Annotated in this window: 20 protein-coding genes; 7 read left to right on the forward strand and 13 right to left on the reverse strand. The window is 68.3% G+C overall.

What is annotated here, in order from left to right:
- Positions 1-177 precede the first annotated feature (177 nt).
- Entirely contained in the window at positions 178-2,322 is a 2,145-nt protein-coding gene (locus TW83_RS14065) for a malate synthase G (RefSeq protein ID WP_045983407.1), read from the reverse strand.
- Positions 2,323-2,646: 324 nt separating this feature from the next.
- On the opposite strand from TW83_RS14065, the gene TW83_RS14070 reads away from it, so the two are divergent.
- Positions 2,647-3,885 (forward strand): aromatic ring-hydroxylating dioxygenase subunit alpha, encoded by a 1,239-nt coding sequence (locus TW83_RS14070; RefSeq protein ID WP_045983408.1) that lies wholly within the window; start codon positions 2,647-2,649, stop codon positions 3,883-3,885.
- A complete protein-coding gene (locus tag TW83_RS14075; RefSeq protein WP_045983409.1) occupies positions 3,886-4,977 on the forward strand; it encodes a hybrid-cluster NAD(P)-dependent oxidoreductase in 1,092 nt (363 codons plus the stop codon). It abuts the gene before it with no gap.
- On the opposite strand, the gene TW83_RS14080 is transcribed toward TW83_RS14075, so the two are convergent.
- From TW83_RS14080 to TW83_RS14110, 7 genes are read right to left on the reverse strand one after another with little or no spacing between them, the layout of a single operon-like run.
- A complete protein-coding gene (locus tag TW83_RS14080) occupies positions 4,974-5,819 on the reverse strand; it encodes an SMP-30/gluconolactonase/LRE family protein (RefSeq protein WP_045983444.1) in 846 nt (281 codons plus the stop codon). The two genes, TW83_RS14075 and TW83_RS14080, sit on opposite strands and share 4 nt — an antisense overlap.
- A complete protein-coding gene (locus TW83_RS14085; RefSeq protein WP_045983410.1) occupies positions 5,816-6,418 on the reverse strand; it encodes a 2-dehydro-3-deoxy-6-phosphogalactonate aldolase in 603 nt (200 codons plus the stop codon). The genes TW83_RS14080 and TW83_RS14085 overlap by 4 nt, the downstream gene beginning before the upstream one ends.
- Positions 6,419-6,421: 3 nt before the next feature.
- Entirely contained in the window at positions 6,422-7,303 is an 882-nt protein-coding gene (locus TW83_RS14090) for a 2-dehydro-3-deoxygalactonokinase (protein ID WP_045983411.1), read from the reverse strand.
- Positions 7,300-9,342, reverse strand: coding sequence for an alpha-galactosidase (locus TW83_RS14095; RefSeq protein WP_045983412.1), 2,043 nt, complete (start codon positions 9,340-9,342; stop codon positions 7,300-7,302). The genes TW83_RS14090 and TW83_RS14095 overlap by 4 nt, the downstream gene beginning before the upstream one ends.
- Positions 9,339-10,184, reverse strand: coding sequence for a carbohydrate ABC transporter permease (locus TW83_RS14100; RefSeq protein WP_045983413.1), 846 nt, complete (start codon positions 10,182-10,184; stop codon positions 9,339-9,341). The genes TW83_RS14095 and TW83_RS14100 overlap by 4 nt, the downstream gene beginning before the upstream one ends.
- Positions 10,185-10,187: 3 nt before the next feature.
- Positions 10,188-11,093, reverse strand: a complete 906-nt coding sequence (locus TW83_RS14105; RefSeq protein ID WP_045983414.1) for a sugar ABC transporter permease — start codon at positions 11,091-11,093, stop codon at positions 10,188-10,190.
- A 60-nt stretch (positions 11,094-11,153) separates the two neighbouring features.
- The gene (locus tag TW83_RS14110; RefSeq protein WP_045983415.1) at positions 11,154-12,389 is read right to left on the reverse strand and encodes an extracellular solute-binding protein; all 1,236 of its coding nucleotides are present in this window, start codon (positions 12,387-12,389) and stop codon (positions 11,154-11,156) included.
- 105 nt (positions 12,390-12,494) lie between these two features.
- On the opposite strand from TW83_RS14110, the gene TW83_RS14115 reads away from it, so the two are divergent.
- Genes TW83_RS14115 through TW83_RS14135 form a run of 5 tightly spaced genes read left to right on the forward strand, consistent with a single transcriptional unit; the run spans position 12,495 to position 18,597 of the window.
- Positions 12,495-13,286 carry an IclR family transcriptional regulator gene (locus TW83_RS14115; RefSeq protein WP_045983445.1) on the forward strand — a complete coding sequence of 264 codons (792 nt, stop codon included), beginning with the start codon at positions 12,495-12,497 and terminating at the stop codon, positions 13,284-13,286.
- Positions 13,287-13,293: 7 nt separating this feature from the next.
- Positions 13,294-14,349 carry a sn-glycerol-3-phosphate ABC transporter ATP-binding protein UgpC gene (gene ugpC, locus TW83_RS14120; protein ID WP_045983416.1) on the forward strand — a complete coding sequence of 352 codons (1,056 nt, stop codon included), beginning with the start codon at positions 13,294-13,296 and terminating at the stop codon, positions 14,347-14,349.
- Complete coding sequence (locus TW83_RS14125) at positions 14,346-15,254, forward strand: Gfo/Idh/MocA family oxidoreductase (RefSeq protein ID WP_045983417.1); 909 nt, start codon at positions 14,346-14,348, stop codon at positions 15,252-15,254. Before ugpC ends, TW83_RS14125 begins: the two co-directional genes overlap by 4 nt.
- On the forward strand, positions 15,251-16,399 hold the full coding sequence (gene dgoD, locus TW83_RS14130; RefSeq protein WP_045983418.1) for a galactonate dehydratase: 1,149 nt from the start codon (positions 15,251-15,253) through the stop codon (positions 16,397-16,399). The genes TW83_RS14125 and dgoD overlap by 4 nt, the downstream gene beginning before the upstream one ends.
- A 2-nt stretch (positions 16,400-16,401) precedes the next feature.
- Positions 16,402-18,597 (forward strand): glycoside hydrolase family 2 TIM barrel-domain containing protein, encoded by a 2,196-nt coding sequence (locus TW83_RS14135; RefSeq protein WP_045983419.1) that lies wholly within the window; start codon positions 16,402-16,404, stop codon positions 18,595-18,597.
- Here the strand turns inward: TW83_RS14135 and TW83_RS14140 are convergent.
- From TW83_RS14140 to TW83_RS14160, 5 genes are all read right to left on the reverse strand, one after another.
- The gene (locus tag TW83_RS14140) at positions 18,594-19,586 is read right to left on the reverse strand and encodes an aldose epimerase family protein (RefSeq protein ID WP_045983420.1); all 993 of its coding nucleotides are present in this window, start codon (positions 19,584-19,586) and stop codon (positions 18,594-18,596) included. The two genes, TW83_RS14135 and TW83_RS14140, sit on opposite strands and share 4 nt — an antisense overlap.
- Before the next feature lie 52 nt (positions 19,587-19,638).
- Entirely contained in the window at positions 19,639-20,412 is a 774-nt protein-coding gene (locus TW83_RS14145) for a hypothetical protein (RefSeq protein WP_045983421.1), read from the reverse strand.
- A gap of 9 nt (positions 20,413-20,421) precedes the next feature.
- Positions 20,422-21,861, reverse strand: a complete 1,440-nt coding sequence (locus TW83_RS14150) for a dihydrolipoyl dehydrogenase (RefSeq protein ID WP_045983422.1) — start codon at positions 21,859-21,861, stop codon at positions 20,422-20,424.
- 64 nt (positions 21,862-21,925) lie between these two features.
- Positions 21,926-22,663 (reverse strand): anti-sigma factor, encoded by a 738-nt coding sequence (locus TW83_RS14155; RefSeq protein WP_045983423.1) that lies wholly within the window; start codon positions 22,661-22,663, stop codon positions 21,926-21,928.
- On the reverse strand, positions 22,660-23,223 hold the full coding sequence (locus TW83_RS14160; RefSeq protein ID WP_045983424.1) for a sigma-70 family RNA polymerase sigma factor: 564 nt from the start codon (positions 23,221-23,223) through the stop codon (positions 22,660-22,662). Before TW83_RS14160 ends, TW83_RS14155 begins: the two co-directional genes overlap by 4 nt.
- Between the last annotated feature and the right edge of the window lie 15 nt (positions 23,224-23,238).

Raw genomic sequence — 23,238 nt, forward strand, 5'->3', positions numbered from 1 at the left:
GCGTCCACGTCCAGCGCGCGAACGGTGTTGCGCGCGGCCAGCAGGACAGCGTTGGACAGGCCGACATAGCCGATGCCCGCGACGGCGATTGTTTTCCCGGACATGGCAGGCCTCCCGATGATGTGGCCGGCACAATAGCGTGCGGCGGCGGCGTTGCAACCGCCGCCGCGTGGCGTGCTAGACCGCCTTGGCTTCGGCCCGGCGCGCATGCAGCGCCGGTTCGGTATAGCCGGACGGCTGCTGCGTTCCGGTCAGCACCAGATCACGGGCGGCCATGAAGGCCGGCCCGTCAAAATCGGGTGCCATCGGGCGATAGGCGGGATCGCCCGCGTTCTGGCCGTCGACCTTGGCGGCCATACGGCGCAACGCGTCCTCGACCTGGGCTTCGGTGATCAGCCCGTGCTCCAGCCAGTTGGCCAGGTACTGCGCGCTGATGCGGCAGGTGGCGCGGTCCTCCATCAGCTGCACGTCGTCGATGTCGGGCACCTTGGAACAGCCGATGCCCTGATCGACCCACCGCACAACATAGCCCAGGATGCCCTGCGCGCTGTTGTCCAGCTCGCGCAGGACCTGATCCTGCGGGATCGGGCCGTCGGCCAAAGCCGGGGTCAGCAGCAGGTCCAGGTCGGGGATCGGCTGACCCTGCAGCTCGTCCTGGCGGGCGGCCACGTCGATCTGATGATAGTGCAGCGCGTGCAGCGTCGCCGCGGTGGGCGAGGGAACCCAGGCCGTGCTAGCGCCCGATTTCGGGTGGCCGACCTTGACCTCCAGCATCTCGGCCAGGGCGTCGGGCTTGGCCCACATGCCCTTGCCGATCTGCGCGCGGCCCCGCATGCCCGACGCCAGGCCGATCAGCACGTTGCGATCCTCATAGGCCTTCAGCCAGGTGGCGGTCTTCATCCCGTCGCGACCCACGAATGCACCCGCCTGCATCGAGGTGTGGATCTCGTCGCCGGTGCGGTCCAGGAAGCCGGTGTTGATGAAGAAGATCCGGTTGCGGATCGCGTGGATGCAGGCGGCCAGGTTGGCGCTGGTGCGGCGCTCCTCGTCCATCAGGCCCAGCTTGACGGTGTTGGGGGCCAGTCCCAGGGCGGTCTCGACATGGGCAAAGACGCGGTTCGCGAATGCAGCCTCTTCGGGGCCATGCATCTTGGGCTTGACGACATAGATGGCGCCGGCGCGGCTGTTGCGCGGTCCTTCGGTCTTCTTCAGGTCATGGATGGCGCAGGCGACGGTGACCATCGCATCCATCAGCCCCTCGGGCGTGGATTGGCCGTCCTTGCGGATCACGTCGGTGGTCATCAGATGGCCGACGTTGCGCACCAGCAGCAGGGCGCGGCCCTGCAGCGTCACGGTGCTGCCGTCGGGCCGCGTCACGGTCCGGTCTCCCTCCAGGCGGCGGGTCATCGACGTGCCGCCCTTCTCGAAGGTCTCGGACAGATCACCCTTCATCAGGCCCAGCCAGTTGCCATAGACGCCGATCTTGTCCTCGGCATCGACGGCGGCGACGCTGTCCTCGCAATCCTGAATGGCCGACAGCGCGGCCTCCAGCACGACGTCGCGCAGCCCGCTGGCGGATGCCGCCCCGATCGGGTGGTCGCGGTTGATCACCAGCTCGACATGCAGCCCGTTGTGGCGCAGGACGTATCCGGTGTCGGCGCCGTCGCGGTGGGTGCCGACAAAGGCTGCCGGATCGGCCAGCCGCGCGGCCTGGCCCCCAACGGTCGCGACCAGCCCCTGCGCGTCGGCGTCATAGGCGGTGACGTCGGCATGGCTGCCCCCGTCCAGCGGCAGCGCCTGGTCCAGGAACGCGGCCGCCTTGGCCACGACCGCGTCACGGCGCGCCGGATCGAACCCGGCCGACGGCACCGGACCCATCACGTCCGACCCGTACATCGCGTCATAAAGCGAACCCCACCGCGCGTTCGCCGCGTTCAGGGCAAAGCGGGCATTGCTGACCGGCACGACCAGCTGCGGCCCGGCCAGGGTGGCGATCTCGGGGTCGATGTCACCGTTCTCGACGGCAAACGGGGCTGGTTCGGCGACAAGATAGCCGATCTCGGTCAGGAAGGCGCGATAGGCGGCGGCGTCCCAGGGCTGGTTACCGCGGGCCTTGTGCCACGCGTCGATCTGGCGCTGCAGCTCGGTGCGGCGTTCCAGCAGGGCGACGTTCTCGGCCGCGAATCCGTCCAGCAGCCCGGCGTAGCCCTGCCAGAAGGCATCCGCCGTCACGCCGGTCCCGGGCAGCACCTGCGCCTCGATGAACTGCGCAAAGTCGGTATCGACCTCAAGGCCGTGGCGGGGGGTGGCGGAACGGGTCATGGGGCTCTCCTCGGATGGCGGGGATTCGGCATCGGGCCATACCCCAAGGGTGGGATACGTCACCCCGGCAGGTTTGCCAAGGGTTTTGGAACGATTTTCCATTGTGTCCGCAAACCGGGCGTCGCGGCGTGGTGTCGCGGGGGTCCGGGGGCCCCGCAGCCTTGCCGCCCCTCTCGATGGGGGGTGGCGAGGCTTCCTTCCCTCAAAGGCGCGCACATGATCACGATGTCCGTTTCCGCTGGCAGAATGTCGCAATTCTGCCGCGCCGTCGTTTGCCTGCGACTAGTTTGGGGCGAAAGCCACCCCGGACCCCCGAGCAGCGCCATGACCCAGACCTCCGACTTGACCACAGCCCAGCTGATCGCCGCCCGTCTTCCCGGCCACGCGCTGCCTCGCGACCTGTATTGCGGCGAACAGGCCTTCCAGGACGACCTGGAGCAGATCTGGTACCGGGAATGGCTGTTCGCCGGACCCAGCTGCGAGCTGCCCAAGACCGGCAGCTACATCACCATGCAGGTCGGCCAGTATCCGGTCATCGTCACCCGCGGCGCCGATACCCGCATCCGTGCCTTCCACAACGTCTGCCGCCACCGCGGCCAGCGCCTGTGCGCCAAATCGAACGGGACCAATCCCAAGCTGGTCTGTCCGTATCACCAGTGGACCTACGACCTGAACGGCAAGCTGCTGTTCGCGCGCGACATGGGCCCCGAGTTCGACCCCTCGAAATACAGCCTCAAGCCGGTCCACTGCGTGGACCTGAACGGCATGATCTTCATCTGCCTGGCCCAGGTACCCCCCGCTATCAACGAACTGGCGGCCAACCTGACCCGCTATGCCGCGCCCTCGGGGCTGGCCGATGCCAAGATCGCCTTCAGCTCGACCATCGTCGAGAAGGGCAACTGGAAGCTGGTGATGGAGAACAACCGCGAATGCTATCACTGCAGCGGCAGCCATCCGTCGCTGTGCCGGACCTATTCCGACGATCCGCTGATGACGGTGATGGAGGGGCCGAACGCGGCCTCGCCCGAGATCCTGGCCCATTGGGACCGCTGCGACGCCGCCGGTCTGCCCGCCCGCTTCGTCAACGCGCCCGACATGCAGTGGCGCATGGCGCGGGTGCCGCTGATGGACCATCAGGAAAGCTTCACCATGTCGGGCAAGGCCGCCGTCGCGCGGCGCATGGGCACGATGCCCTGGAATGACGCGGGCAGCCTGATGTTCTATCACTTCCCCTCGTCCTGGAACCACTTCCTGCCCGATCACGCCATCGTCTTCCGCATCCTGCCGATCAGCCCGACCGAGACCGAGGTCACGACCAATTGGCTGGTCCACAAGGACGCGGTCGAAGGCGTCGATTACGACATCGAGACCCTGACCCGCGTCTGGCTGAACACCAATGACGAGGACCGCCAGGTGGTCGAGGAAAACCAGGCCGGCATCCTCTCCCCCGCCTATGAGCCCGGCCCCTATTCCCCCACGCAGGAGGCCGGTGTGATCCATCTGATCGACTGGTATTGTGGGTTGATGGCATCACGCCTCGGGATGCGGCAGGCGGCCGAATAGATGGCCAAGCCCCGCGTGAACTGGGCCGCCGAGCCGTGGTCCGATGACGAGCCGCTGGAATGCGTCATGGTCGTGCCCGAGACGCGCGACACCTCGACCTTCATCTTCCGGGCGCCGTCTGGCGCATGGTTCGACTATCAGCCCGGCCAGTTCGTGACGCTGGACCTGCCCGTCGATCCCGCCAAGGGTGCGGCCGGAAACGTCCAGCGGACCTACACGATCAGCTCCTCGCCGTCGCGGCCGCTGTCGATCTCGGTCACGGTCAAGGCGCAGTCGACCTCGATCGGCACGCGCTGGATGCTGGACCACCTCAAGCCCGGCATGCGGATCCGCGCCTTCGGCCCGAACGGCATCTTCAGCTTTCACCGCCATCCGGCGGCGAAATACCTGTTCATCTCGGCCGGGTCGGGCATCACGCCGATGATGTCCATGACCACCTGGGCCTGGGACCGCGCGCAGGACACCGACATCGTCTTTGTCCATGCCGCGCAGCGCCCATCCGACATCATCTTCCGCGATCAGCTGGAACATTACGTCGCCCGCGTGCCCGGCCTGCAGCTGCGCCTGACCGTGGAACAGCCCGAGCCGTTCCGCGTCTGGCACGGCTATCAGGGGCGGCTGAACAGCCTGATGCTGGGCCTGATGGCACCCGACTATCTAGACCGCGAGGTGTTCTGCTGCGGACCCGAACCGTTCATGCAGGCCGTGCGCGAGATGCTGATCTCGCTTGGTTACGACATGGAGCGCTATCACCAGGAAAGCTTCGGCGCCCCCGTCGCCACCGAGGCCGAGGCCCCGGTGATCGAGGACGTGACCCCCGACGACGATGCCCGCGCCCAGGTGACCTTCGCGTCCAGCGGCGTGACGGCGGCCTGCGCGGAAACCGACACCGTGCTGGCGGTGGCCAAGCGGGCGGGGCTCAACATCCCGTCGGGTTGCACATTCGGTCTGTGCGGCACCTGCCGGATTCGCAAGACCGCCGGAGAGGTCCACATGGTCCATAACGGCGGCATCAGCGATGAGGACATCGCCGAAGGTTGGATCCTGGCCTGCTGTTCCAACCCGATGGGCCGGATCACCGTCGAGGTCTAGCCCAGGATCACCCGGTGTTCCCGCTGGCCCGTGACGCCGGCGGGCACCGCATAGGTGCAGCCGTCGGTGTCGCGCGGATCGTCCAGCCCCTGCCGCGCGGTCGTCGCGAACAGCGTCGTCAGGTCCGCGCCGCCGAAGGCCGGACAAGACACGTGCGGCGCGGGCAGGTCGATCGCGCGGTCGAACCGCCCCTGCCGGTCATAGCGCGCGACGCGCCCCGCACCCCATTGCGCCGACCACAGGCCGCCCTCGGCGTCGATGACCGCTCCGTCGGGGTTCAGTCCTTCGGTGTTCAGGTCGATGAACACCTGCGGATCGCCCGCAGGCCAGCCGTCGCGGTCCAGCCGGACCTGCCAGATGGTCGAGCGGTCGGTATCGGCGAAATGCGCCAGATCGCGTTCGGGCGAAAAGCAGATCGCGTTGGTGATGGTGATGTCGGGGAACAGGCGGCGCAGCTCTCCGCGGTGGAACCGCCAGATCGATCCGGCACCGGGTTCCGCGTTCAGTCCCATCGTCCCGATCCAGAACCCGCCCTGCGGGTCGGCACGGCCATCGTTGCTGCGCGTCACCGCGTTGTCGGCCTCCAGCGGCACCAGGACCTGTGCCGCGCCGTCGCGCAGATCCACCAGCGACAGCGCACGGCTGGACGCCACGATGATCCGGTCCGCATCGACGATCCCCGCGGCCGAGACGGGGTCGGCAAAGTCCCAGTGACGCCGCGCGCCGTCCATCGGCTTTTCGAACATGCGGCGACCGATGATGTCGAACCAGATCAGCGACTGGCGGTCGGGATGCCACAGGGCGCCTTCGCCCAGGGTACAGGGGGTGTCGTCAAAGATCATGCGCTGGCCTCCCATGCGGTGACGATGGCGGCGGCCTTGGCGGCCACGGTGTCGGCACTGTCGCCGGGCTTGTACAGGCTGGATCCGATCCCGAAGCCCGCGGCCCCGACACGGCGCCATTCGGCCATGTTGTCCACGGACACGCCGCCCACGGCCCAGCAGTCGGTTCCCGCGGGCAGCACCGCGCGCATGGCGCGCAGGCCCGTGGGGCCGATCAACTCTCCGGGAAACAGCTTCAGCGCGGTGGCGCCCGCCGCCAGCGCGGCAAAGGCCTCGGTCGGGGTCATGACACCGGGATAGCTGGCCATGCCCGCCTCCACGGTGGCGCGGATCACGCCCGTGTCGCAATTGGGCGACAGGACCATCCGCCCGCCCGCATCGCGGACCGCCTGCACCTGGTCGGGCGTCAGCACGGTGCCCGCGCCAATCTGTGCGGCATCACCGAATTCGCGCGTCAGGATGCGGATGCTGTCCAGCGGGTCCGGAGAGTTCAGCGGCACCTCCAGCCAGGTGATGCCGGCCTGGATCAGGGCATGGCCGACGGCGCGGGCGTCCTGCGGCGTCAGGCCGCGAAGGATGGCGATCAGGGGACGGGACATGGATTATCCTTGCAGAAATTGACGATGGGCCGCGGACAGGCCGGCCAGCGTGGCGTCCTGGACCGACATGCGCGCGGCGGGGACGCCCTGCGCGGCCAGCGCATCGGCGTAAAGCGCCGACAGGGCGGGGGCGCCGATGATGGTGACCTGCGATCCCAGCCACCATGGCCGGGCCGCGGCCATCTCCCACCCGATCAGCGTGCCCGACAGGCGTGCGCGTGCCGCAGCCGGGTCCAGCCCGGACAGAAGCGATTCCGCGCGCAGCTGGAACAGGCCCGCATAACTGCGTTCCGGGCGGCTCATCGCGTCCGACACTGCATCGCGGAACAGTGCGGGATCGCAGTCACCTTTGCCGACCGAATGGCGCAGGACCGACTGATTGGCGATCAGGCCGAACAGCTCACCGGTCATGAAGCTTTTGAAGTTGCAGATCTCACCCGCCGAGATGCGGACCCATTTCGTATGCGTGCCCGGCAGGCAGGCGATCCCGTCGAAGTCCGGGTCCAGCGCCAGAAGGCCCGCGATCTGGGTCTCCTCTCCGCGCATGACATCGGCAGGGTCGTCCTGACGGACACCGCAGATGACGCGCACGGGCCGGCCGCCCGGATCGCCGGGCACCGCGACCATGCGTGGGGCGGCGGGGCAGGGGACGGGCGCATAGGGTGCCTCGACCCAGCCCTGGCGCGATCCGACCATGCCGCAGGCGATGACCGGCACGGCGGGCCACCCTTGGGTCGCCTGCGCCAGCACGCCCGCAAAGCGGTCGGGGGTCAGGCCGCCCATGCCTTGATCGCTGTCACGAGCCTCGACCACGGTGCGACCGGACATGGCCCACAGCCGCAGGTTGGTGGTGCCCCAATCGGCGGCAATCCAGTCTATCGTCACAGGCGCGTCCCTTCGATCACGGCGATGGTTTGCGGAAAGGCGGGGGGCAGGGCCACGCCCTGCGCCATCAGCGCCGCGCCGTTCAGGGTCACCGCACCCCGCGACAGCGCAACAGAGGAACTGTGGTGACCCACGGGATGTTCCAGCATCGTCAGACGATAGCGCGCCTGCGGGTCCAGCCCGGTCAGACGCAACAGCGGCGGCTGCAGCGCCACGGGGGCGTCGATCTGGGCGGCAAAGACCACCATGCGGCTGCCGTCGGCGGCCAACTGCATCTCGGCCAGGCTGCCCGCAGGGCGGTCCAGCCGCCAGATGTCGCCCGCCATCATCCAGTCGCGGTTGGCCTTCCACCAGGCGGTGACGCGGGTCAGCGTCCTGGCCTCGGCCGTGGTCAGTTCACGCGGGTCCATCTCGAATCCCATGTGCCGCTGTGCCGCGGTCCAGGCGCGCAGGGCCATGGGCAGGACGCGCCCCGAGGTGTGGCACTCGCGCGGGCCGACATGGCTGCCCGTGACGCAGGCGGGCAGCAGCATCGCCGCGTGATGCTGGATGCGCAGGCGTTCGATCGCGTCGTTGCTGTCGGACAGCCAGACCCGACCGCAGCGGGTCAGGATGCCCGCGTCGATGCGCCCCCCGCCCGACGCGCAGCTTTCGAATTCCACCTGGGGATGGGCCGCGCGCAGCCGGTCGAACAGCGCATAGACGCCGCGCGTCTGCGCCGCATCGGGAAAGGGCGTCAGCCGGTTGTGGTCCCATTTGACATAGTCGATGTCCCACGCGCCCAGGATGCCGCCGATGCGGTCGAACAGATGGTCGCGCACGTCGTCGCGGGCCATGTCCAGGTGCAGCTGGCTGCGCCCGCGGATCTGGTCCGCGGGGCCCAGCACCCAGTCCGGATGGGCGCGATAAAGATTGCTGTCCTCGTTGATCATCTCGGGTTCGAACCACAGGCCAAAGCGCATGTTCAGCGCACGGAGCCTGTCGATCAGCGGCTTGAACCCCTGGGGATGCTTGCGCGGGTCTATGGTCCAGTCGCCCAGGGACGAGCTGTCGTCGTCGCGCCGCCCGAACCAGCCGTCGTCCAGCACGAACCGTTCCGCGCCAAGGGCCGCGGCGCGTTCGGCGATCTGGGCCAGTTCGGTGGCATCGTGGCGGAAATAGATCGCCTCCCACCCGTTGTAATGCACGGGGCGCGGCCGGCGCGCGGGGGGCAGGGCATCGCGGATGGCGCGCTGAAAGGGGACCGCCACGCTGTTCAGACCCCGATCGCCGCGCGCCAGCCAGATTTCGGCCGTCTCGAACACCGTGCCGGGTGCGCGTTCCGACCCCGAGCAATGGCCCAGCTGGATCTGGCGGCGGCCGTCGGGCAGGGCCTCGACCAGCATCCGGTGGCCGCCGGACCAGCCGTAATGCAGGGCCACGGCCTCTCCTCCGGTGTTGGTGGTGCCGGGGGCGGTCAGCCACAGATGCGGCGGATGTTCGTGCCCAGACCGACCGGTGCGCGCGTCGCGCAGGCGCGCGCCGTGGTCCAGCGCGGTCGTCACCGGCTGGAATTCCCGCGTCCAGCGCCCCGCCAGTTCGGTCAGGTCGGACAGATGGGCGGGGACCGGCAGGGCCAGCGCCAGGTGGTGCAGCGTCAGCGGCACATCGGCCGTCAGCCGCGCGGACAGCGCGATCAGGCCGTGATCCCGGGCGCGGATGGCGATGTCCAGGCGCAGCCCGGGCGCGACATGGCGCAGGATCAGGCCGTCCGCCTCATCCACGCCATTGAGGCGCCAATCCGGCTCCAGCGGCAGGCCGTTCTGGAACGCGACCAGCCCCGGCTGACCCGGAAAGCTGCGCCGCGCCTCGGGGACCAGCGACAGGGGCGGCAGAGCGTCCAGCATGCCGCCGGTGATGCCGCCCGCCGCCGCCGCGACCAGCGCGTCCAGGTCGGTGTCGCCGGGCAGGGGCGCGCCCCAGTAATGGCAGCAGGCCATGCCGTCGTCGCTGCCCAGGACCATGGTCTGGGCGGGCGTGTCGATGCGCCAGAGCCTCATTTCACCGCGCCCAGGGTCAGTCCGGCGATGAAATGCCGCTGCATCAGGAAAAACATCAGCACCGGCGGCAGGGCGGCCAGGATCGAGCCTGCGCTGACCAGGTGCCATGCGGCGATCCACTGGCCGTTCAGGCTGTTCAGCCCCGCCGTCACCGGCTGCGTGTCCGCGCCCGTGGTCAGCACCATCGCCCAGAAATAGTCGTTCCAGATGAAGGTGAAGACCAGCACCGAAAGGGCCGCGATGGCGGGCCGGACCAGCGGCAGGACGATATGCCAGAAGATCTGCCATTCGGTGACGCCTTCGACACGGGCGGCCTCGATCAGTTCGCGCGGCAGCGCCTTGATGAAGTTGCGCATGAACAGCGTGCAGAACCCGGTCTGAAAGGCGATGTGGAACAGCGCCAGCCCCGTGATGGTGTTGTACAGTCCCATGTCCACCGTCAGGTCGCGCACCGGCACCATCAGGATCTGGAACGGCACGAAATTGCCCGCGACGAACATGAAGAACACCACCAGCGACAGGCGGAACTTGTAGACCGCCAGCGCGAACCCGGTCAGGCAGGACAGCCCCACCGCGCCGATCATCACCGGAATGGTGATGCGGAAGCTGTTCCACAGGTACTGCGCCAGGGGCGAGTTGCGGAACACGTCGGCATAGTTCTCCCATGCAAAGCGGGACGGGATGCCGAAATAGTTGCCCGCGGCCAGGTCGCCCGACGGGCGGACCGAGGTCATCGCGACCCCCAGGAGGGGCAGCAGCCACAGGACCAGCATGATCGGCAGCACGATCTTATAGGTGCGCTGTGCCGCGGGGGACATCGTCTGGATGGGACGGGGAAACATGGGTCAGACCCCTTTCTCGTCGCGCCACATCTTCCAGATGAAGCCCGAGATGAAGATCATCATGATCGCGAACAGGACGACCGCGATGGCCGCGCCGTAGCCCATGCGATAGCCGTATTCCGACAGCGCCTGTTCGTACATGTAATAGGACAGCACGCGCGACGACCCGAAGGGCCCGCCCGAGGTCATGATGCTGACCAGATCGAAGCTGCGCAGCGCACCGATGACGGTCACGACCACGGCGATGAAGGTCGCCGGGCGCAGTTGCGGCAGCACGACATGCCACAGCATCCGCCAGCCCTTGGCGCCGTCCAGGCGCGCGGCCTCGATCTGGTCGGGGGCGACGGCGTTCAGGCCGGTCAGGTACAGGATCATGCAATAGGCGATCTGCGGCCACAGGCCCGCCGCGATGATGCCATAGGTGACGAAGCGTTCGTCGGCCAGGATCGCGACGCCCGTGCCCGTGGCCCATTCGATCAGCGCATAGAGCAGCCCGAAGCCCGGCGCATAGAACCACGAAAAGATCAGCCCCACGACCACCTGGCTGATGACGAAGGGAAAGAAGAACAGCGACTTGTAGACGCGGATGCCGCGGATCGTCTGGTTCAGGAACAGCGCGATCATCAGTCCCAGGGGCACCGCCAGCAGATACAGCGCCAGCCAGATCACATTGTTCTTCAGGCTGGTATAGAAGGCCTCGTCCCACCACAGCTCGTCGTAATTGGCCAGGCCGACCCAAGTCATCGGGCCCAGCCCGTCCCAATCGTGGAAGCTGACCCAGACCGACTGGAAGATCGGGATGATCACGTAGACCGAAAACATCAGCAGGCCCGGCGCCAGGAACAGCCAGGGCGTCAGCTGACGCCGGGACCGGCGGCGCGGCGGGGGGGTGTCGGGCAGGGCGGTCATGGTGCCACCTTCATCTTGCGGGGAAACGCGCGGGCGGAGAGGTCCCCGCCCGCGACGGGATCACTGGGCGTAGACGCGCTGGCGCTGACGCTCCAGCCGTTCGAGGATGGCGTCCAGGCGTTCGGGGCGGACCATGAATTCCTGGAACCCCTCCATCCCGGCCTTGGCCATCTCCGGCGGCGCGTCGCGGTCAAAGAACTGCGCGATGCCGCCCTCGGCGGTGGACAGCAGCTCGAAGCCCGCCTGCAGAAACGGGTCGTCGCCCACGCTGCTTTCGGCGTTGATCGGCAGCTGGCCAAGCGTGGCGTTCATCTTGGTCTGCACATCGGGGCGCGCCATGAAGGCCAGGAACAGCTTGGCATCCTCGGGGTTCTTGGCCGCGGCGGGGATGTGGACGGTGTCGGTCGGTGCCTCCTCGGCGCGCGGTATGTCGGGGTTGATGGTCGGGAAGGGCATGAAGCCCAGGGTCTCGTCCGTCATGCCGCCGTCCTTGAAGGCCGCCACGGCAAAGTTGCCCATGACATAGTTCGCGGCCTTGCCCTGGACCAGGTTCGACACGGCGTCCTGCCAGTCGATCGCGGCGTGGTTGGCCGAGACATAGGGCAGCACCCTGGCGAATTCGGCAAAGACCGCGCGCACGCTGTCATCCGTCCAGGGGATTTCCCCGTTGGTCAGCTGCATGTGCCAGTCATAGCCGTTCGTGCGCAGCGACAGATAGTCGAACAGCCCCGCGACCGGCCACAGCGCTTTGGACCCGGTGGTCAGGCAGTCGATGTCCGCGGCCTTGAACTTCTCGCAATTGGCGATGAACTCGTCCCAGGTTGCGGCAGGCTCGACGCCGACCTGCGCATAGACGTCCTCGTTGGTGTAGATGCCCCATTGGTAGTAGGTGTAGGGGATGCCCCACTGCTTGCCGTCGATGGTCATCGATGACAGCGCGGACCCCAGGGTCTCGGTCAGGTTGTTCTCGGCCCAGATGTCGGACACGTCCATGAACTGGCCCGCCTCGACGAAGGGGCCCATCCGGTTGCCCGCGTACCAGTTCGCCAGGTCCGGCGCGTCGGCGGTCATGAAGTTCCGGATCGCGGTCTTATAGCCTTCGTGGTCGAACGTGTTCACCTGCACGTCGATCTCCGGGTACTCGGCCTCGAAATCCGCGATCAGCTGGTCGAACGCCGCCTTGGGCGCGGGATCGGACGCATCGGTATTGAACACCAGCACCCGGCTTTGCGCGAAGGCGGGAGCGGTGGTGGCAAGCAGCATCGCCAGCACCAGCCCTTTTCTCAGATGGACCATGGTCTCCCTCCCATTTTGGTTCCATATATTGAAACTTAGTTTTGAATATTGAAACTATGCTGCGAATCGCATAGCCTGTCAACAACGGGGGAGGGTGACGTGACGGTGCAGAGACGCGAAACGACGGATGGCACGGTGGGCCGCACGCTGGCCGTGCTGGACCTGGTCGCCGCCTTCGGCCGCCCCGTCCGCTTTGCCGAGATCCTTCCCGTCGCGGGCCTTCCCAAGGCGACGCTGTACCGGTTCCTGCAGGCGCTGACCCATCAGGACATGCTGGCCTATGACGAGGACCGCCAGACCTATGCGCCCGGCATGCGGCTGGTGCGGCTGGCCCATTCGGCCTGGGCGCAGTCCAGTCTGGCGCCCCTGGCGCAGCAGGTCCTGGACCGCCTGGCGGTCGATCTCGGCCAGACGATCCACCTGGCGCAGCTGGACAACGGCGCCGTCCTCTATGTGGACAAGCGCAACGCCAAGCTGCCGGTCGAGATGTTCGCCCAGTCCGGCAAGGTGGGCCCGGCCTATTGCACGGGCGTGGGCAAGGCGATGCTGGCCCATCTGCCCGAAGACAAGCTGGCCGCGGCCCTGTCGCGGCAGTCCTTCCACGCGCACACGCCCAACACGCTGACCACGCCAGACGCCCTGCGCGACGAGCTGGTCCGCATCCGCCAGCGCGGCTATGCGCTGGACGACGAGGAACACGAGACCGGCATCGCCTGCCTTGCCGCCCCCATCCTGTCGGGGACCGGGCGCATCCTGGGCGCGATCTCGGTGACGACCACGACGGCCACGACCAGCCGCGACCAGCTTCTGTCGCTGGCAGGCCCCGTGACCCAGGCTGCGGCGCAGATCGCCGCGACCGCCGACACCTGGCGGTTCCCCGAACACAAGCAAGCATGAGGTTGCCATGTCCGGCGTCCAGCTAAGCCGCGTCACCAAGGATTTCGGCCCCGTGCGGGTCATCCACGGCGTCGACCTGCAAGTCAGGCAGGGAGAGTTCTGCGTTTTCGTCGGTCCCTCGGGCTGTGGGAAATCAACCCTGCTGCGCATGATCGCGGGGCTGGAGGAGACCAGCGCCGGCCAGATCATGATCGAGAACCAGGACGTCACCGATGCCGACTCGGCCGACCGGGGCGTGGCGATGGTGTTCCAGACCTATGCGCTGTACCCGCACATGACGGTCGCGCAGAACATGGGCTTCGGGCTGAAGATGAACGGCCATCCCAAGGCCCAGATCGCCACCAAGGTGGCCGAGGCGGCCCGCATCCTCAAGCTGGACCCGCTGCTGGACCGCAAGCCCGCCAACCTGTCGGGCGGCCAGCGTCAGCGCGTGGCCATCGGCCGCGCCATCGTGCGCGGCCCCAAGGTGTTCCTGTTCGACGAGCCTCTGTCGAACCTGGACGCGGAACTGCGCGTCGAGATGCGGGCCGAGATCGCGCGCCTGCACCGCGAGCTGGGCGCGACGATGATCTATGTCACCCACGACCAGGTCGAGGCGATGACCATGGCCGACAAGATCGTCGTGCTGCGGTCGGGCCGCATCGAGCAGGTCGGCAGCCCGATGGAGCTGTACGACGATCCCGACAACCGCTTTGTCGCGGGCTTCATCGGCAGCCCGGCAATGAACTTCGTGGCTGGGCGCGTCCAGGGTGGCCAGGTCGTCACCCCGGCCTTTGACGCGCCGCTGGACCGCCACGGTCCCACCCTGACCGAGGGGCGCGCGGTCGAGGTCGGGCTGCGTCCCGACGCGCTGACCCTGACGCCGCACGGCCCCTTCCGCATCGACCTGGCCGAGAACCTGGGCGGGACGACCTATGCCCATCTGCGCGCCCCGACCGGAGAGAAGCTGATCGTGCAGACGACGCAGCGGCTGGACCCGGCCGGCGGCGGCAGCGTGGGCCTGAGCTTCGACGCGGCGGATGCGTTCTTCTTCGACGCGGACAGCGGGCAGCGGCTGAGATGAGCCTGCGCATCGGACTCGTGGGCCTGGGCACCATCGCGCGTGCGCAGCACCTGCCCGCCATTGCCGCGACGGACGGCCTGACGCTGACCGCCATCGCCAGCCGCAACGCCACGCTGGAAGGCGTCGCCAACCACCGCGACGTGACGCAGATGCTGGGCGATGTGGACGCGGTGTCGCTGTGCACCCCGCCGCAGGCGCGGTTCGATCAGGCCATGGCGGTGCTGCGCGCGGGCCGCCACCTGATGCTGGAGAAACCCCCTGGCGCGACCCTGTCCGAGATGGCCGTCCTTGAGGCCGAGGCCGCGCGCCAGGGCGTGACCATCCACGCCACCTGGCATTCGCGCGAGGCCGCGGCGGTGGACGCGGCCCGCGACTGGCTGGCCACGACCCGAATCCGCGCCGTCCGCATCGACTGGTGCGAGGATGTGCGCAAATGGCATCCGGGCCAGGAGTGGATCTGGCAGCCCGGTGGCCTGGGCGTCTTCGACCCCGGCATCAACGCGCTGTCAATCCTGACCGCGCTGATCCCCGGCGTGCGGCTGGTCGGCGCTGACCTGCACGTCCCCGCGAACCGCCAGACCCCCATCGCCGCCGATCTGAGCCTGGAGGCGGGCCATCCCATCGCCGCGTATTTCGACTGGCGCGTGACGGGGGATGAGACCTGGCAGATCGCCTTCGACACCGATGCCGGCCCCGCGACGCTCTCCGAAGGCGGCGCGCGCTTTGCCGCGCCGGGCCTGGAGACCCTGGGTGAGAACCGCGAATATGCCCGCCTTTACGCCCGGTTCTGCGATCTGGTCGCGGCGGGCGGCAGCGACCTGGACCTGGCGCCGCTGCGCCTGGTTGCCGATGCCTTCCTGACGGGCCGCCAGCACGCGGCCCCCGCCTTCGAGGACAACCCATGAAAATCACCGCCGTCGAGACCTTCATCGTTCCGCCCCGCTGGTGCTTCGTCAAGATCAGCACCGACGAGGGCATCAGCGGTTGGGGCGAACCCGTGCTGGAGGGCCGCGCCGCCTCCGTCGCCGCCTGCGTCGAGGAGCTGTCGGACTATCTGATCGGCCGCGACCCGCGCCTGATCCAGGACCATTGGACGGTGATGTATCGCGCGGGCTTCTATCGCGGCGGCGGCATCCACATGTCGGCCATCGCGGGGCTTGACCAGGCGCTGTGGGACATCAAGGGCAAGGATCTGGGCGTGCCGGTCCATGCCCTGCTGGGCGGCCAGCAGCGCGACCGCATCCGCGTCTATTCCTGGATCGGCGGCGACCGTCCGGGCGACACGGCGCGGATGGCGCGCGATTGCGGGGACCGGGGCTTCACCGCCGTCAAGATGAACGGCACCGAGGAGATGCAGTTCGTCGACAGCCATGCCAAGGTCGATCAGGTCCTGGCCCGCGTGCAGGCAATCCGCGAGGAGATGGGCCCCGATTTCGGCATCGGCATCGATTTCCATGGGCGGGTGCATCGTCCGATGGCCAAGGTGCTGGCCAAGGAGCTGGAGCCCTTCCGCCTGATGTTCATCGAGGAGCCCGTCCTGTCGGAACATGCCGAGGCGCTGCGCGAGATCGCCAACCACTGCTCGACCCCCATCGCGCTTGGGGAACGCCTGTACACGCGGTGGGACTTCAAGGCGATCCTGCAGGGCGGCTATGTCGACATCATCCAGCCCGATCCCAGCCATTCGGGCGGCATCACCGAGACCTATCGCATCGCCGCCATGGCCGAGGCGCATGACGTGGCTTTGGCACTGCACTGCCCACTTGGCCCCATCGCGCTGGCCGCGAACCTGCAGCTGGACGCGGTCTGCTACAACGCCTTCATCCAGGAACAGTCGCTTGGCATCCATTACAACCAGGGCAGCGACCTGTTGGACTATCTGACCGACCCGTCGGTCTTTGCCTATGACGACGGCTTCGTCGCGATCCCGCAGGGGCCGGGTCTGGGCATCGAGGTGAACGAGGACAAGGTCCGCCAGCTGGCCGCCGAAGGGCACCGCTGGCGCAACCCCGTCTGGCGCCATGCCGACGGCAGCTTTGCGGAGTGGTGATCATGCGGACCGTCCAGAAACTGAACCACGGCTGGATCTTTGCCGAAGGCGCGGCCGATCCTGCCGCGCCGCTGTCGGGCGCGTCGGTCACGCTGCCGCATAACGCGGTCGACCTGCCGCTGAGCTATTTCGACGAGACCTGCTATCAGCGCGCCTTCACCTATCAGCGCGTGATCGCGTGGGACGAAGCATGGGCGGGCCGCCGGGTGCAGCTGCGGTTCGACGGGGCCATGGCCGACAACGTGGTCTGGGTGAACGGCGTGCAGGTCGTGGCCCATCCCGACGGCTATACCCCCTTCGTGGCCGACCTGACCGACCACCTGCGCCCCGGCGACAACCGGGTCACGGTGCGGATCGACGGGTCGGAAAACCCCGCCATCCCGCCCTTCGGCGCGCAGATCGACTATCTGACCTATGCGGGCATCTATCGCGATGTCTGGCTGATGGTGCTGCCGGAACGCCACCTGACCAATGCGCGCATCCTGACGCCCGACGCGCTGGCGGACGCGAAAACGGTCGTGATCCGCCCCGAGGTCACCGCCCCCGGCCCGGTCCGCGCCCGGCTGCTGGACGGCGACCGTGAGATTGCCGTCGTGGAGGGCGAGGGGGAGCTGACCCTGTCGGGCCTGACCGGCCTGTCGCTGTGGTCCACGGATAACCCGAAGCTTTACACGATCGAGCTGACCCTGCCGGACAGCGGCGACGTGACCACGCATCGCTTTGGCTTCCGCACCGCGGAGTGGACGCCGCAGGGGTTCCTGCTGAACGGCCAGCCGATGACGCTGCGCGGATTGAACCGGCATCAAAGCTGGGCCCATCAGGGCTATGCCGCGGGCCGTCATGCGCAGGAACGCGATGCCGAGATCGTGCGGTTCGAACTGGGCTGCAACATGGTGCGTACCTCGCATTACCCGCAGAGCCCATGGTTCCTGGACCGCTGCGACGAGATCGGGCTGCTGGTCTTCGAGGAAATCCCGGGCTGGCAGCATATCGGCGATCAGGCGTGGCAGGACCGCAGCGTGGAGAATGTCCGCGCGATGATCACCCGCGACTGGAACCACCCCAGCATCGTCATCTGGGGTGTGCGCATCAACGAAAGCCCGGACAACCACGATTTCTATCTGCGCACCAACGCGCTGGCGCGCGAGCTGGACCCGACGCGCGCGACCGGGGGCGTGCGCTGCATCACCGACAGCGAGATGCTGGAGGACGTCTATACGATGAACGACTTCATCCTGGACGAATCCGAGCTGCCGCTGATCAACCGCCCGCGCACGGCGCTGCGGTCCGTGGCCGAGGTCACCGGCATCAAGAAGCCGGTGCCCTATCTGGTCACCGAATATAACGGCCACATGTTCCCGACCAAGGCGCAGGATCCCGAACTGCGCCAGATGGAGCACGTGATCCGTCACCTGGAGGTGCTGAACGCCGCCCATGGTGATGCGGGCATCGCGGGGTCGATCGGCTGGTGCATGTTCGATTACAACACGCACAAGGATTTCGGCGCGGGCGACCGCATCTGCCATCACGGCGTCATGGACATCTGGCGCGAACCGAAATTCGCGGCCCATGCCTATGCCAGCCAGAAGCCACCCTCGGAAGGGATCGTGATGGAGCCGGTCACCTTCTGGGCCCGGGGCGAACGCAATATCGGCGGCGTCCTGCCGCTGATCGTGCTGACCAACTGCGACGAGGTCGAGTTCGAATGCGCGGGCGTCACCCGCCGGGTCGGTCCCGACCGAGAGCGGTTTCCCCATCTGCCGCATCCGCCGGTCATCATCGACCACCGCCATATCAGCGCCGAGGAGCTGGGCCAGTGGGGCATGAGCTGGCATCCGGGCCGCATCACCGGCTGGCTGAACGGCGAACAGGTCGCGCTGCGCGACTATGTGGCCGATCCGCTGCCCACCATGCTGCAGGTTGCGCCCGACCGCGACACGCTGCGTGCGGATGCGGATATCGACCTGCGGGTGATGCTGCGCGCGCTGGACCAGGCGGGCAACCGGCTGCCCTTCCTGGATGCGGGCATCGCGGTGACGGTGGACGGCCCCGCGCGCCTGATCGGGCCTGACCTGCGGATGCTGCAGGGGGGAACCACGGGCATGCTGCTGCGCCTGACGGGCGAGGCGGGGACGATCCGCATCACCGCCCGCCATCCGCAGTTTGCGGAGGCCGTGGCCACCGTCACGGTCGGCTAGGGGCGGTCCAGCAGATAGCGCGTCTCGGTCCGCCAGACGGTGCCGGGACGCAGGATCGTGGGCGGAAAGTCGGGGCGGTTCGGGGCGTCGGGCCATTCCTGCGCCTCGAACGCGACGGCGGATTGGGGGCGGGCGATCTGGCCGGGGTGGCCGGCAAGGCCCGTCTGCGGGAAATGGCCACCGTCATAGACCTGCAGCCCGGGCGCCGTCGTCAGCACCCGCAGCCGCAAGTCTGGCGCCGTCAGGCTGGCCACCTGCCGCAAGGGGCCATGCCCGTCGGCCAGGCACCAGCAATGGTCCAGCCCCGCATCTCCAAGCGGCCGGGCCGTGCGGAAATCGAACCGCGTGTCCGCCACCGGGGCCGGGGCATCGGGCAGGGGGATCAGCGCATCGTCCACAGGCAGATAGCGGTCGGCCTCGATCTGCAGCATCTGGTCCGCGGCCCCATCGGGCGACAGCGTCCAATAGCCGTGATGCGTCAGGTTGCAGGGCGTCGGACGCGTGGCCGTCGCCTGCAGCACGACGCTGAGTGACGCCGTGCCGTCGTGATCGCCAAGCGACAGGGTCGCCAGGGCCTGCATCGCACCGGGAAAGCCCATCTCTCCGTCGACGAAATCGAGGGCCAGGGTCACGGCATCGGGCGCGGCGCGCGTGATGCGCCACAGGCGGACCGATGCCCCCTCGGTGCCGCCATGCAGGCAGTTCGGCCCTTCGTTCGCGTCAAGATCATGAACCCGGCCCGACAGGCGGATGCGCGCACCCGCGATGCGGTTGGCATAACGTCCGACCAGCGCGCCCACATGGCGGAACGGATCTGTGAGATAGGTCGCGGGGTCGGGATGTCCCAGAACCAGCGGATGGTCGATCCCGTCCAGGCGCAGGTCCTGGACGATGCCGCCAAGCGTCAGCACGCGCGCGCGCAACCGTCCCGCCTGCAGGTCCACGGCCTGCACCCTGCGCCCGTCGGGCAGTTGTCCCATGTCGATCATCGCATCCCCCCTTTGGGCGCGATCAGACCGCGCCCCGCCGGGGAAGGCAAGATCACCCGCGACGCGCCTCGGCCTTTGCCAGCTTGTCCTCGACCCGGCGGAAGGCGGCCAGCAGTTCACCCTTGAACTGGCCGGGTTCGAATTCGCGCAGGCCCGAATGGGCCGCGCACAGCCAGCGCAGATCGCGCGTCAGCCCTGCAAGCCCCTGCAGCCAGTCGCGAAAGTCGCGAACCGCTCCGGCCTGCGGCAGCAGCGCCTGCGGCAGGGTCGGATGCAGGAACACGCGCGGATTGGGGAAGACGCCGCGCAGCAGGCGCGGGACCAGCATCAGGTTGATCGTGTCATCGACATGCAGCGTCCGGCTGGCCGGGTGCCAGGCCAGCAGCGATCCGGCATGGACGCGTTCGTTCCGGCTGACATAGTCGATCCCGCGGGGAAGCGAGAACGTCAGGTCATCCGCGAACATGTCCTGAACCTCGGGCGATTCGACGGGTTCGGGACGCCAGTTCAGGTCCGGGTGGCGCAGGCGGTGGCGGTGAGACCCGAACAGCGCCGCGTCGGGAAAATCGCGGGCGGTGGCGGTGCAATGCAGGGTGTGGAACGGATGCAGGTTCAGAACCGCCTGAACCGCGCGGCCGCCATCGGTCAGGTCCATGACCGTATCGCGGATCGCGCCCGACAGGGGATAGCTGTCCAGCATCACGAAACGGCCCGTCCCAAGCCGGACAAGCGATGCCTGCGTGCCGACGTTCAGGACGCCGCCGATGCGCAGGTCGCCCCGGATCGACCAGAAGCCTTGTCCCAGATCGTGGATCGATTCCGTCATGACTGCATCCTATGCGCCGGGAGGTGTGCCAAAGTCGCGCCCGGCGGGTTCTGCCTGGCGTGTCTTGCCGCAGATCTGGCGCAGGGCGGCCTTCAGCCCTTCCTCCAGCGTGGGATGGTAGAAGGGCATGGTCAGCAACCCCGTCGCCGTGGCGCCAGACTGCACCGACCATGCCAAAAGATGCGCCAGATGATCGCCGTCCGGACAGCACAAATCTGCGCCGCTGAGCCGCCCCTGCGCGTCGGCGTAAAGGGTCACGGCACCTTCTGCGCGCGCCTCGGTTCGGGCACGGCCCTGGTCGGAATAGTCGCTGCGACCGCTGATGACCCCGTCGCCCGGCCCGGTCCCGACCGAGGCCAGCGGCGGGTCGGTGAAGGTCAGCGCGAATGCCGGGCTGCGCTCTCCCGGGGTGACCTGTGGATAGGTCGCGGCATTGGTTCCGGCGATGGCACCCTCGGTCGATGCTTCGTGCAGCAGGGGCACATCGGCATTTGCGTCGCCCGCCATGAAGACGGGCGCGTCTCCGCATTGCATCGTGGTACGGTCGAAGACCGGGGTTCCGTGATCGTCCAGCGCCAGCCACGATGCATCCAGGTCCAAGCCCTTTAGGTTGGGCGGACGGCCGACGGCGACCAGCACGTGGCTGAACACCTGATCCCCCGCCGCGTCGCCCGTCCAGGACAGCTTGATCCCGCCGTCAACGGCTGAGGCTGTCGTCTCCACCCCCAGCCACAGGGTCACGTCGCGCGCAATGGCGTCCTGCAGCGCGTCATGGACCACGTCGCAGCGGGCCTTGCCAAGACGGGTGCCCTGGTCGAACAAAGTGACCGGCACGCCAAGGCGACCCATCGCCTGCGCCAGTTCCAGGCCGATCGGCCCGCCGCCGATCACCGCCAGGCTGTCGGGAAGGTCGGGCAGCTCGAAGATTGTCTCGTTCGTCAGGATGCGGGGGCCGAGATCGCGGAAGGGTTCGGGGATCTGGGCCTGCGACCCGGTGGCGATCACCACGGCGCGGGCCTGCACGCGGCGGCCGTCGTCCAGCATCAATTCGCTTGGCCCGACGAACCGGGCGCGGGCGCGCACGGCGGTGCCTTCGGGCAGGTCGTCAAAGGTTTCGCGGGTGAAGTCCACGAACCGGTCGCGTTCCGCGCGCACGCGGGCCATGACCGCCGGTCCGTCGATAACCGGGTCACCCGGATGAACGCCGAAGACGGGCGCGCGCCGCGCCGCGTGGGCCGCATGGGATGCCGCGATCAACAGCTTGGACGGCATGCAGCCAGTATTGGCGCACAGCGTTCCGCGAAACTCGGGATCGATCAGCAGGGTCCGGGCCCCCGCCTTGCGCGCGGCGCGTTCGGCGGCGATGCCCGCGGTGCCCGCGCCGATCACGGCCACGTCGCAGGTCAGGTCGGTTTCGGCCGGGTCGCGGCGGTCGGTTGTGGGGGACATGGACACCTTGAGGGGTTGCTGTCCCCCTCAACCGACCAGACGCCCGCGCGTTCCCTTGCCCGCGTCAGATGTTCTGCGCGGCGGCCAGGCCCTTGGCGATGATCGGCCCCGTCGGGCGCCCGGTGGGCGATCCGCCCTCTGGCTCCAGCGTGATTTCGTAAAGCTGGGCGTCGGCGGGGACGGGCAGGTCCGGACTCGCCAGCGTGGTCGCGCGCGGCCCGTCCAGCACGCCCAGAGATTGCGGCCCCATCTCGCGCGAGGGCAGGGTCCAGGCCTGGATCGAAAAGCCCTGCGGCACGTCGACATCGGAGACGAAGCGGATCTGCGCCGTGTCGTCGCCGTAATCCTCGATGATGGCGCGGGGCTGGCCCTGATCGTCCAGCAGCACGGCCACCACCTGCGGCGCGGGCGCGGGACGCTGCATCGCGCCGCCGAACCCAAGGACCAACCCCAGCACCAGCGAGGCGGCCAGCCCCGCCAGCCAGCGCATCGGCGCGCGGGGCAGGTTGGCCGCGACCGGGGCCACGGTCGGATCCGCGGACAGGGGCGTGGTCGGCGCGGCGTCCTGCGGCGTCCGTGCGATGATGTCCTGCAGCCGTGCTGCGAAACCCGGCGGCAGGGCCAGGGCCTCGGCTGACAAATCCAGCGGCAGCAACTGTTCGCGCAGACGGGCGACATGGGCGGCCAGGGCCGGGTCTGCGGCGATCAGCGCCTCGAACAGCTCGGCCTCGGTCGGCGACATCAGCCCCATGACATAGTCGTCGGCAAAGGCGATTACGTCATCCTGGAACACTGAACTCATGACAAACACTCCCGCAGCGAGGCCAGGCCCCGCCGGATCCACGATTTCGCGGTGCCAAGCGGAACCCCCTGGCGGGCAGAGATCTCTCCGTGGCTGTAACCCGCGACATGCGCAAGCAGGATCGCGCGCCGCGCCGGATCGTCCAGCGCGTCCAAGCATTCGCCAAGCCGCCCCTTTCCGGCCAATAGCTTCCAGTCGTCGTCGTGGCACAGGTCCTGGCGGGCGTCCTGCATGCGCGTCAGCTCGTCCGGGGACAGGCTGGACAGGCGCTTGCCGTCGCGCAGGATCGTCAGGCAGCGGTTGCGCAGCACCGCATAGATCCAGCCGCGGGCCGTGCCCTCTCCCTGGCGCTGCTGGGCGGCCTTGCGCCAGATCAGCACCATCGCGTCCTGCAACGCCTCCTCGGCCAGGTCATGGCGGATCAGGATGCGGCGCGCGACGCCCAGCAGCTGCGACCCCTCGATGTCCAGGATCGCGTCGATGCCCTCGGGGCGGCCTTCGGCACAGGCGGTCAGGGCCCGGTCAAGCTGGCGGCTGCGCTGTCTTGTGTCGTCGGTCACGAAACCTCCCCTTGT

The organism is Paracoccus sp. S4493 (assembly GCF_000967735.1).
GTDB classification, from domain to species: Bacteria; Pseudomonadota; Alphaproteobacteria; order Rhodobacterales; family Rhodobacteraceae; genus Paracoccus; species Paracoccus marcusii.

Coding starts and splice junctions, on each gene's coding strand:
- TW83_RS14065 (WP_045983407.1), bottom strand. CDS start 2,322: ATGACCCGTTCCGCCACCCCCCGCCACGGCCTTGAGGTCGATACCGAC.
- TW83_RS14070 (WP_045983408.1), top strand. CDS start 2,647: ATGACCCAGACCTCCGACTTGACCACAGCCCAGCTGATCGCCGCCCGT.
- TW83_RS14075 (WP_045983409.1), top strand. CDS start 3,886: ATGGCCAAGCCCCGCGTGAACTGGGCCGCCGAGCCGTGGTCCGATGAC.
- TW83_RS14080 (WP_045983444.1), bottom strand. CDS start 5,819: ATGATCTTTGACGACACCCCCTGTACCCTGGGCGAAGGCGCCCTGTGG.
- TW83_RS14085 (WP_045983410.1), bottom strand. CDS start 6,418: ATGTCCCGTCCCCTGATCGCCATCCTTCGCGGCCTGACGCCGCAGGAC.
- TW83_RS14095 (WP_045983412.1), bottom strand. CDS start 9,342: ATGAGGCTCTGGCGCATCGACACGCCCGCCCAGACCATGGTCCTGGGC.
- TW83_RS14100 (WP_045983413.1), bottom strand. CDS start 10,184: ATGTTTCCCCGTCCCATCCAGACGATGTCCCCCGCGGCACAGCGCACC.
- TW83_RS14105 (WP_045983414.1), bottom strand. CDS start 11,093: ATGACCGCCCTGCCCGACACCCCCCCGCCGCGCCGCCGGTCCCGGCGT.
- TW83_RS14110 (WP_045983415.1), bottom strand. CDS start 12,389: ATGGTCCATCTGAGAAAAGGGCTGGTGCTGGCGATGCTGCTTGCCACC.
- ugpC (WP_045983416.1), top strand. CDS start 13,294: ATGTCCGGCGTCCAGCTAAGCCGCGTCACCAAGGATTTCGGCCCCGTG.
- TW83_RS14125 (WP_045983417.1), top strand. CDS start 14,346: ATGAGCCTGCGCATCGGACTCGTGGGCCTGGGCACCATCGCGCGTGCG.
- dgoD (WP_045983418.1), top strand. CDS start 15,251: ATGAAAATCACCGCCGTCGAGACCTTCATCGTTCCGCCCCGCTGGTGC.
- TW83_RS14135 (WP_045983419.1), top strand. CDS start 16,402: ATGCGGACCGTCCAGAAACTGAACCACGGCTGGATCTTTGCCGAAGGC.
- TW83_RS14140 (WP_045983420.1), bottom strand. CDS start 19,586: ATGATCGACATGGGACAACTGCCCGACGGGCGCAGGGTGCAGGCCGTG.
- TW83_RS14145 (WP_045983421.1), bottom strand. CDS start 20,412: ATGACGGAATCGATCCACGATCTGGGACAAGGCTTCTGGTCGATCCGG.
- TW83_RS14150 (WP_045983422.1), bottom strand. CDS start 21,861: ATGTCCCCCACAACCGACCGCCGCGACCCGGCCGAAACCGACCTGACC.
- TW83_RS14155 (WP_045983423.1), bottom strand. CDS start 22,663: ATGAGTTCAGTGTTCCAGGATGACGTAATCGCCTTTGCCGACGACTAT.